We start from the raw sequence: 7599 nt of genomic DNA on the forward strand, positions 1-7599 counted from the left end.
CAGCCTGTGCAGGACTTTCTGTTTTATCTTATTTTTTAATAGTGTTTGGTCACTTTGATTGGCCGGCTATGTTGGGACTCAGCATTCTAATTGGACTTTGCAATGGCTCCTTGGGTTTTTCTCGTATTTCAAGCCTTACCAGAGAGTATGGTCGGGACAGTACTTAGGCTGTGCGATCGCTTCTGCTGCGGCCGATTTGGGCAATCCTACCTATAAACTCGAAGTGGGCAATCCCCCCACGACTGTCTCCCAAGCCGCTCCTGGCAAAGTCCAGATCCTCTCCCCCACCAACTTAGATATTGCCGAAGTCATCGTCGAAGGTGGCATCGTCCGCACGGGTGCCGGTTCGGATTTTAGTCGCCTGACACCCCTCCCGAAGGGCACCAGAGCCGCGATTACCGCTCGTCAGACTGGCAGTAACAACGGCAAGCAAGTCAACTGGGTACGGCTCGATTATGGGGCGTGGATTTTGGCCGAGCAAGTCAAAATTACTACTGGCGCGACTATCCCGCCCAAAACGATCGTCAAGAGCGTCACGAGCAAAGAACGGGACGGAGCCACCGACGTGACAATTCCGCTCCAAGTCCCCGTGCCAGTTACCCTCGAACAAGGCACCAATACCCTCACCCTGACGCTGTACAATACCACCGCGCAAACTGACATTATCCGCTTCAACGATAATCCCACTGTTTCGCGTCTAGATTGGAAGCAAACTAGCCCTGGCGTGGTGCAATATGTCTTTAACCTCAAATCCAAACAACAGTGGGGTTATAAGCTCAGATACCAAGGTAGCAACCTGGTGTTATCTCTCCGTCACCCGCCCAAACTCAATAAAGGCGATCTCAGCAAACCCCTTGCTGGCACCAAGATCTTATTAGACCCCGGCCACGGTGGTAAAGATTCTGGCGCAGTCGGGCCAAATGGAGCCACCGAGAAAGATGCCAATCTCTACGCGGCAAAACTCTTAGCCAACGAGCTATCGATGCGCGGTGCGTCAGTATACCTAACGCGGGAAGCAGACAAATTCATCGAATTGAGCGATCGTCAAACCATCATCGACAACCTCGAACCCACCCTCGCCCTCTCCGTCCATCACAATTCCCTCCCCGATGGTGGCAACCCCGACACCAAAGGTTTCTCTACCTTCTGGTACCACGCCCAAGCCCAAAGCCTCGCGATGTACATCCACAACTATGTGGTCAAAGATACGGGTCGCAATGCCTATGGGGTATTCTGGGACAATCTCGCCCTCGCGCGTCCATCAGCATCGCCTTCAGTGCTGCTAGAGTGGGGTTTTATGAGCAATCCGAGCGAGTTTGAACTAATTGCCAATCCCCAAGAGCAACAAAAAATGGCTAAATCGATCGCGGATAGCATTACGGTGTGGTTGCAGTCAGCCACAAATTAATCGATCGAACTGTCATTATCTATCTAGCAGTCGATCGCATTCAGTTGTAGGGTGTGTTACCGCGAAGCGTAACGCACCAAAGAGTAGCAAATCTAAGCATTCCGCACTATCCGATTAACAAAGCTGAGATAATCATCGACTTCTTCATAACAATCTAACTCCTCTTCTTCCTCTAAACTGAGGGGATTATCTTGTTGTTTGGCGAGTAAAGCTTCGATCCAAGTTTGGACGAGACTAGAAGCCCGAAAGATCGGTATACCCTCTACTAATTCCATCCTCACAGCACCTTCAAGGGGTAAGTTTTGAGGTAGGGAGCGTAAGTTTGGTAAGGGTGAGATGGTCATGATACTAGTGGGATAAACCTAACTCGATTGTAATCGATCGTCTCAAGTCTGCACGCTAAATTCGTCGGGATGAATGCCGTGATTTACCCAGGTAATCGCGGCTTCGGCACTGGTCATTTCTGGCGGTACGCGCAGGATGTGAATATGTCCTGTCGATGGACAAGTCATCTTGAGTAAGACCATCGTTTCCTCGTCGATATCTGCATCGATTTTGAGTAATGTATATTCTCGCCAAGTGTCCAGATCGATCGCGCCTAGTTCCTGACAGATTCGATCGTAACCAACTTGTTGAATTAATACCCGTCTGATTTCAGCATTTTCTTCATCTAACAACCATTTAGGATTCCAGTCATTCGACTTGAGCCAATATCTATTAGGAAGATCTAGATTTAAAAAGCTGACTTCTTTAAGTTTTGATAGAGACTGTAAAATTGATAGATTAGTAATTAGATTTAAATCCAAGCTTATTGAGCCTAAATTGGAAAGATTGACAATACTTTTTGGTAAACTACTAAAATTGTTTTCCTCCAGACCTAAGTCAACAAGGTTACAAAAATTACCAAAACTATCTGGTAGGTGATTAAGAGAGTTACAGCCTAAGTGTAACCATATTAAATTCTTAAGATTGCCTATACTCTATGGTAGATATGTAAGAGAGTTAGTTCCTAGATATAGATAAGTCAGGTTAGTAAGATTGCCAATACTCTCTGGTAGATGTGTAAGATGATTATCTTCAAAAGATAGTCTAATCAAGTGGGTGAGATTGCCGATATTTTCTGGAATAGTACTAAGCCAATTATTTGTGACATCTAGTGTATCTAATTTAGTTAGTTTGCCGATACTATCTGGTAATTGAGTGAGTTTATTCCCAGTTATGTTTAAGCTTGTAAGAGTATAAATATTTCCAATGCTATCGGGTAGTCGAGTGAGTTGTTTATAACTCAAATTTAGTTCAGAGACTCGATCGATCCTCGCCTTCTCAATTATTTGTTCTCATTCTTCTTCAGTCACGATCGAGCCTCCCATATCTCATCATCTTAAAATACCCAAAAATTAAGGGTGCCTGCAAAAGACACCCCGACAAGATAAATTAAAAATTATTCAAGGCAAATAGATTTGCTTCGTTCGTCACCCGCCCTGAAATGGAATTTCGGGCTAACGTGCTAAAGTTCATTGAAATGAACTGAATGAATCTAACAGTCCACTTCAGTGGACTTATGCTCTTAGCCCCAAATTCATTTGAGGGCGGTTGCCGAACGAAGCCAGCAATCTAGTGGGGTCAGAAACCCGACTTTTTCAAAAAAGTCGGGTTTATCGTTGGCAGCTATGAAGAAGTTAGTGAACCCCAGCGGCGCGTTTGTAGGCTTCATCCAAGACCTCAGACAAAGTAGGATGGGCGTGAACGTAAGTGGCTAGCTTCTGCACCGAATTGCGCTGCGCGATCGCATTGGACGCTTCATGAATCAGATCCGCCGCATGTAAACCGATAATGTGGGTGCCCAATACTTCCCCAGTATCCTTACGATAAATCACCTTCGCCATCCCGTCGGCTTCGCCTTCAGCGATCGCTTTAGAGTTACCTTTGAAGTAGCTTCGTACCGCTGCGATTTCAAACCCGCCAGCAGTTCCGGCTTCTTTGGCTTGGGTTTCCGTCATCCCGACGAAGCTAATTTCGGGGTGGGTAAATGCGGCTGCGGGGATGCTTTGATAATCTACTTCTGTCGATCGACCGCAGATATTTTCAACTGCTACAATTCCTTGAGCGGAGGCAGCGTGAGCCAACATCATTTTACCTGTCGCATCGCCGATCGCCCAGAGGTGGGGAACGGGTACACCATCAACGAGGACTTCGAGCTTGTCATTGACTGGAATGAAGCCGCGACGGTCGAGGGCGACGCCTACAGCATCGAGATTGAGGTTTTTGGTGTCGGGAATCCGACCCGTCGCTACGAGGCACGCATCGACCTCTAGGATCTCGACGACTTCTTTAGTCTTCGCATCGGCGAGTTCGATGACGACTGGCGAACCAGGGATGACCCGCTTGGCGAGTAAGCTGGGGCGGGCATCGATATCGCGAGGATCGATGAGAATCCGTTTGGCAAGTTTAGCAATGTCGGTATCGAATCCCGGCATCAATTGGTCGAAAAATTCGATCATCGTCACTTCCGAACCCAAGGCGGTATAGACGTCGGAAAATTCTAAGCCGATGTAACCGCTACCGATAATCGCGATCCACTGAGGTAGTGTCTCCAATTTAATCGCATCGTCGCTAGTAAATACCGTCTTGCCATCGACTTCAATTCCTGGCGGCACGAACGGAATCGAACCGGAGGAAATCATCACATCTTTAGCGGTGATGAATTTCTCGCCCTCTGGTGTCGTGACGCTGACTTTTTGGGATGCCGCTACCTTCCCCCAACCGCGAATCACTTCGACATTTAGGCGTGTCAGGCTGTTTGTTAAATCGCCGCGTAACTTTGTGACCAGATTACTCGCATGAGCGGCAATGCCGGATCGATCGAAATTTACATTATCTACCTGAATCCCCATCGCCTTGAGATGGTGCGCATTCCGCATTTCGCGGACTCTTCCCGAAGCGGCGAGGAGGGCTTTAGAGGGAATACAACCACGGTTGACACAGGTACCACCCATATCTCCCGCTTCGATAATTGCCGTCTTTAGACCGCAACTAACCGCGTGGAGCGCGGCACCATGTCCGCCGACACCCGCACCGATGATTACTAGATCGTAGTCAAATTGTTCGCTCACGTTGCTATGTCCTTTTTGATGCTGATGCTCTATTTTCCCTCCGACCGATCGCTCTTGTAAAGGATCGGTTTGCTATTTGCCTGGAGACTGAAGTCTCCGCTAATGATGCGAAGTCCGCCTAAGCGGACTAGTTAATCAGTCCGCGTAGGCGGACTTTGTACCATTAGCACCGATTTCAATCGAGTGCGGTGATAGAACGAAGCCAATATCATTCACCCGTTGGCGTAGCCTCTTCAATAGGAGAAACTAGCGATAATTATCGCTCAAACGATCGATCTACCAAAATTTACCGACCAGATAATTCCAGCAGAAATCATATAAAGTGGCATTAAAAATATCGCATTGAACACAAGGAGATGCATTGTATCCCAGCCAACAAATATCATCACAACGGGGAAAAATATTAAAGCGAACACATAAGGAATCACAAATCCAAGTGCAACTAAGTAACCGCTAAATATATTAAATATAATTAGTACTCCGATCGGTACACCCAAAAGTATCTCAATTATCCGAGTGTGGTATAGCTCGGCACTTTGATAAAGTGTTGCCCACGATAACAACACACTTACTAATTGAATTGTTAGTCCACCCGCAATCCCAAATGAAATGAGTGAGGGAATTTGATAACCGATTAGATCGTTCATGAAGTGTGGGCTATGCCCAATCGAGTGAAAAGATTCAGCCCAGTCTTTACAGAAAATCCCAACAGCCAAGCCTAATGCCACACCAAGTAAGCATAGCGATCGTCCTATACTCTCTTCACTAAACCAAAGTTGTTTCCAACTATTTATCATCTGATTTGAGATCGCCATTAATTAGCTAGAAACTTCTGCTACAGATTGCTCGAAATTAGGTAATAGGGGACTATTCAAAACATCCTGACAAAACAACGTTGCAATTAGGGGTAAACCATTACTATCGCGCCGGAACACCTCGATTTGTTGTATTTTCCAATCTATAACCCAATACTCTTGGACACCTCGAATCGTGTAGAGTTTGCGCTTGACTTCTCTGTCTCGGCGTTCGTTATCGCTACCAGCCGAGAGTACCTCCACCACCAATTCTGGTGCGGCAACAAGATGCCCAGATTCATCCAAACTCCGTGCTAACCTGTCGTTACTAATCCACACCAAATCTGGAATCACATCATCATCAGGAAATACGATCCCCGGAGTCGTGACGACTTCACCTAATTTACTCTGACTCGACCACATTCCTAACGATTGAATCAACCTAGTAATAACTCTTTGATGTTGCCAGTGAGGTGCGCGAGTCACGAGTAGTTCTCCATCGATGATTTCATAGCGATTACCGTTATCGGGCAATAGCTCTAGATCTGCGGATTTCCAGCGGGTGGATTGGTACATCTTCAGTCTGCTCCAGCAAGTAATTCTATTTTGACATATCAGCTCTGACACGATCGATCGCCATGCAAGAGCCAGCGAAAACAGTGCTAAGGTGGTGCTGATGGCGATCTTGACACCTTCGATATTTATCGGCGATCGGTATCGGACAAGTCCGCACTAACCACGAGATATTTCCCTCATGAACGATCGATCTCAAGAGCCGCAGTTAGCTAACGCTCCTCAGGAGCCAGCGGTTGACAAATGGCGAGTGATGTTAGGGATTAGTTTAGGCGTGCTGATGTATACGATCGATACTAGTATCGTCAATATTGCCCTCCCGACCCTGGTTAAGGATTTACATACAGATTTTGCGACGGTGCAATGGGTAGGATTGAGCTATGTATTGGTCGTGACTTCGCTGGTATTGGGTGCTGCGAGATTGGGCGATCTGCTGGGCAAAAAGCCGCTGTATTTGGGCGGTTTAATCGTGTTTACTGTGAGTTCGTTGCTATGTGGCTTGGCACCCTCGATCTCGGTTTTGATTGGCGCGCGTGCCTTGCAGGGCATCGGTGCGGTGATGATTTCGGCTTTGGGTGCGGCGATTATTGTCGAGGTATTTCCCGCATCCGAGCGGGGCAAAGCATTAGGCGTAATTGGCGCGGTGGTATCATCAGGGATTGCTTTGGGGCCTTCAATCGGTGGCATTCTCATTGGTATTTCTGGCTGGCGATCGATTTTTTTAGTAAATATTCCGATCGGAATTTTAGCCAGTTTTGTAGTTAATAAATACGTCCCTGTCGGACGCAGTAGCGATCGTCATCAAAGCTTCGATTTCTGGGGTTCGATCGCTATTTCTGTCGTTTTAACCTGCTTTTCGCTAGGCATGACGGAGGGGCAACGTTATGGATTTACGAGTGGTTTACCACTGGGCTTATTAATAGTATCGGCGATCGGTTTAGGTGGATTTGTATTGTTAGAAAGTCGCACCGCGCAACCGATGCTCGACCTGAGTTTATTTCGCTCTGGGGCTTTTAGCTTGAGTTTATTTACTGGCTGGTTGGTATTTATGGCATTAGGCGGGAGTTCGTTCACACTCCCTTTTTTCTTGCAATTAGTCATGCATTACCCGATCGAAAGGATCGGCTTATTAATGGCAATTACACCGATTATTGGGGGGCTAGTTTCGCCACTGGCAGGAAATTTAAGCGATCGCTTCGGGACGCGCAGTATTATGTTAGTCGGCTTAATCTTGATGACGATCGGTTCTTTAGCCGTTAGTACGGTAGATGCCAACATTCGCGATGTCGATTATATCTTGCGGATAATTCCTCTCGGATTGGGTTGGGGGATCTTTCAATCGCCGAATAATGGGGCGATTTTGGGCGCGGTACCACCCCACCGCTTGGGCATTGCGTCGGGATTACTCTCCCTGACGCGCACGCTCGGACAAACGACCGGATTGCCCCTATTTGCCGCCATCTTCGCCTCGATCGCGCTAGCCGGACAAACAGCTAGCGATGTAACGTTGGCTGCACCTGAGGCGATTGTCAAAGGTTTTCAGGGCACATTCCAGCTCTGCTCGTTGCTACTAGCGATCGCGGCAGCATTGACCGTGTTGTTATGGTGGATGGAGAGTCGTCGTAAATAAGCTAACGCCATTGCCTGGACGCGAACTGAGATTGGCTCGCTCGCACTTTTGCATTCTTTTTCTCCCCGCTCCCCGCTGTCT

At 47.4% G+C, this 7599-nt stretch carries 7 protein-coding genes and 1 pseudogene; 2 read left to right on the forward strand and 6 right to left on the reverse strand.

The window, feature by feature from the left end; genetic code table 11:
- The first annotated feature begins 97 nt into the window (after positions 1-97).
- Entirely contained in the window at positions 98-1408 is a 1311-nt protein-coding gene (locus RMO84_RS10760) for an N-acetylmuramoyl-L-alanine amidase (RefSeq protein ID WP_310488459.1), read from the forward strand.
- 92 nt (positions 1409-1500) lie between these two features.
- On the opposite strand, the gene RMO84_RS10765 is transcribed toward RMO84_RS10760, so the two are convergent.
- The 6 genes and pseudogenes from RMO84_RS10765 to RMO84_RS10785 form a co-directional block, all read right to left on the reverse strand.
- Positions 1501-1752, reverse strand: coding sequence for a hypothetical protein (locus RMO84_RS10765; protein WP_310488460.1), 252 nt, complete (start codon positions 1750-1752; stop codon positions 1501-1503).
- A 42-nt stretch (positions 1753-1794) separates the two neighbouring features.
- A pseudogene (locus RMO84_RS10770) lies at positions 1795-2133 on the reverse strand (DUF6745 domain-containing protein); the annotation flags it as partial.
- Positions 2134-2388: 255 nt separating this feature from the next.
- The gene (locus tag RMO84_RS21350) at positions 2389-2739 is read right to left on the reverse strand and encodes a leucine-rich repeat domain-containing protein (RefSeq protein ID WP_396135828.1); all 351 of its coding nucleotides are present in this window, start codon (positions 2737-2739) and stop codon (positions 2389-2391) included.
- Between the two features lie 348 nt (positions 2740-3087).
- The gene (lpdA, locus tag RMO84_RS10775) at positions 3088-4521 is read right to left on the reverse strand and encodes a dihydrolipoyl dehydrogenase (protein WP_310488462.1); all 1434 of its coding nucleotides are present in this window, start codon (positions 4519-4521) and stop codon (positions 3088-3090) included.
- Between the two features lie 263 nt (positions 4522-4784).
- Positions 4785-5336: a hypothetical protein gene (locus RMO84_RS10780; RefSeq protein WP_310488463.1), complete on the reverse strand. Its 552-nt coding sequence runs from the start codon at positions 5334-5336 to the stop codon at positions 4785-4787.
- A gap of 3 nt (positions 5337-5339) precedes the next feature.
- Positions 5340-5891 carry a Uma2 family endonuclease gene (locus RMO84_RS10785; protein ID WP_310488464.1) on the reverse strand — a complete coding sequence of 184 codons (552 nt, stop codon included), beginning with the start codon at positions 5889-5891 and terminating at the stop codon, positions 5340-5342.
- 178 nt (positions 5892-6069) lie between these two features.
- Here RMO84_RS10785 and RMO84_RS10790 point away from each other — a divergent pair, with 178 nt between their 5' ends.
- Entirely contained in the window at positions 6070-7518 is a 1449-nt protein-coding gene (locus RMO84_RS10790) for a DHA2 family efflux MFS transporter permease subunit (protein WP_310488465.1), read from the forward strand.
- Positions 7519-7599: the final 81 nt, after the last annotated feature.

Source organism: Chamaesiphon sp. VAR_69_metabat_338, from assembly GCF_031423935.1.
Taxonomy (GTDB): domain Bacteria; phylum Cyanobacteriota; class Cyanobacteriia; order Cyanobacteriales; family Chamaesiphonaceae; genus Chamaesiphon.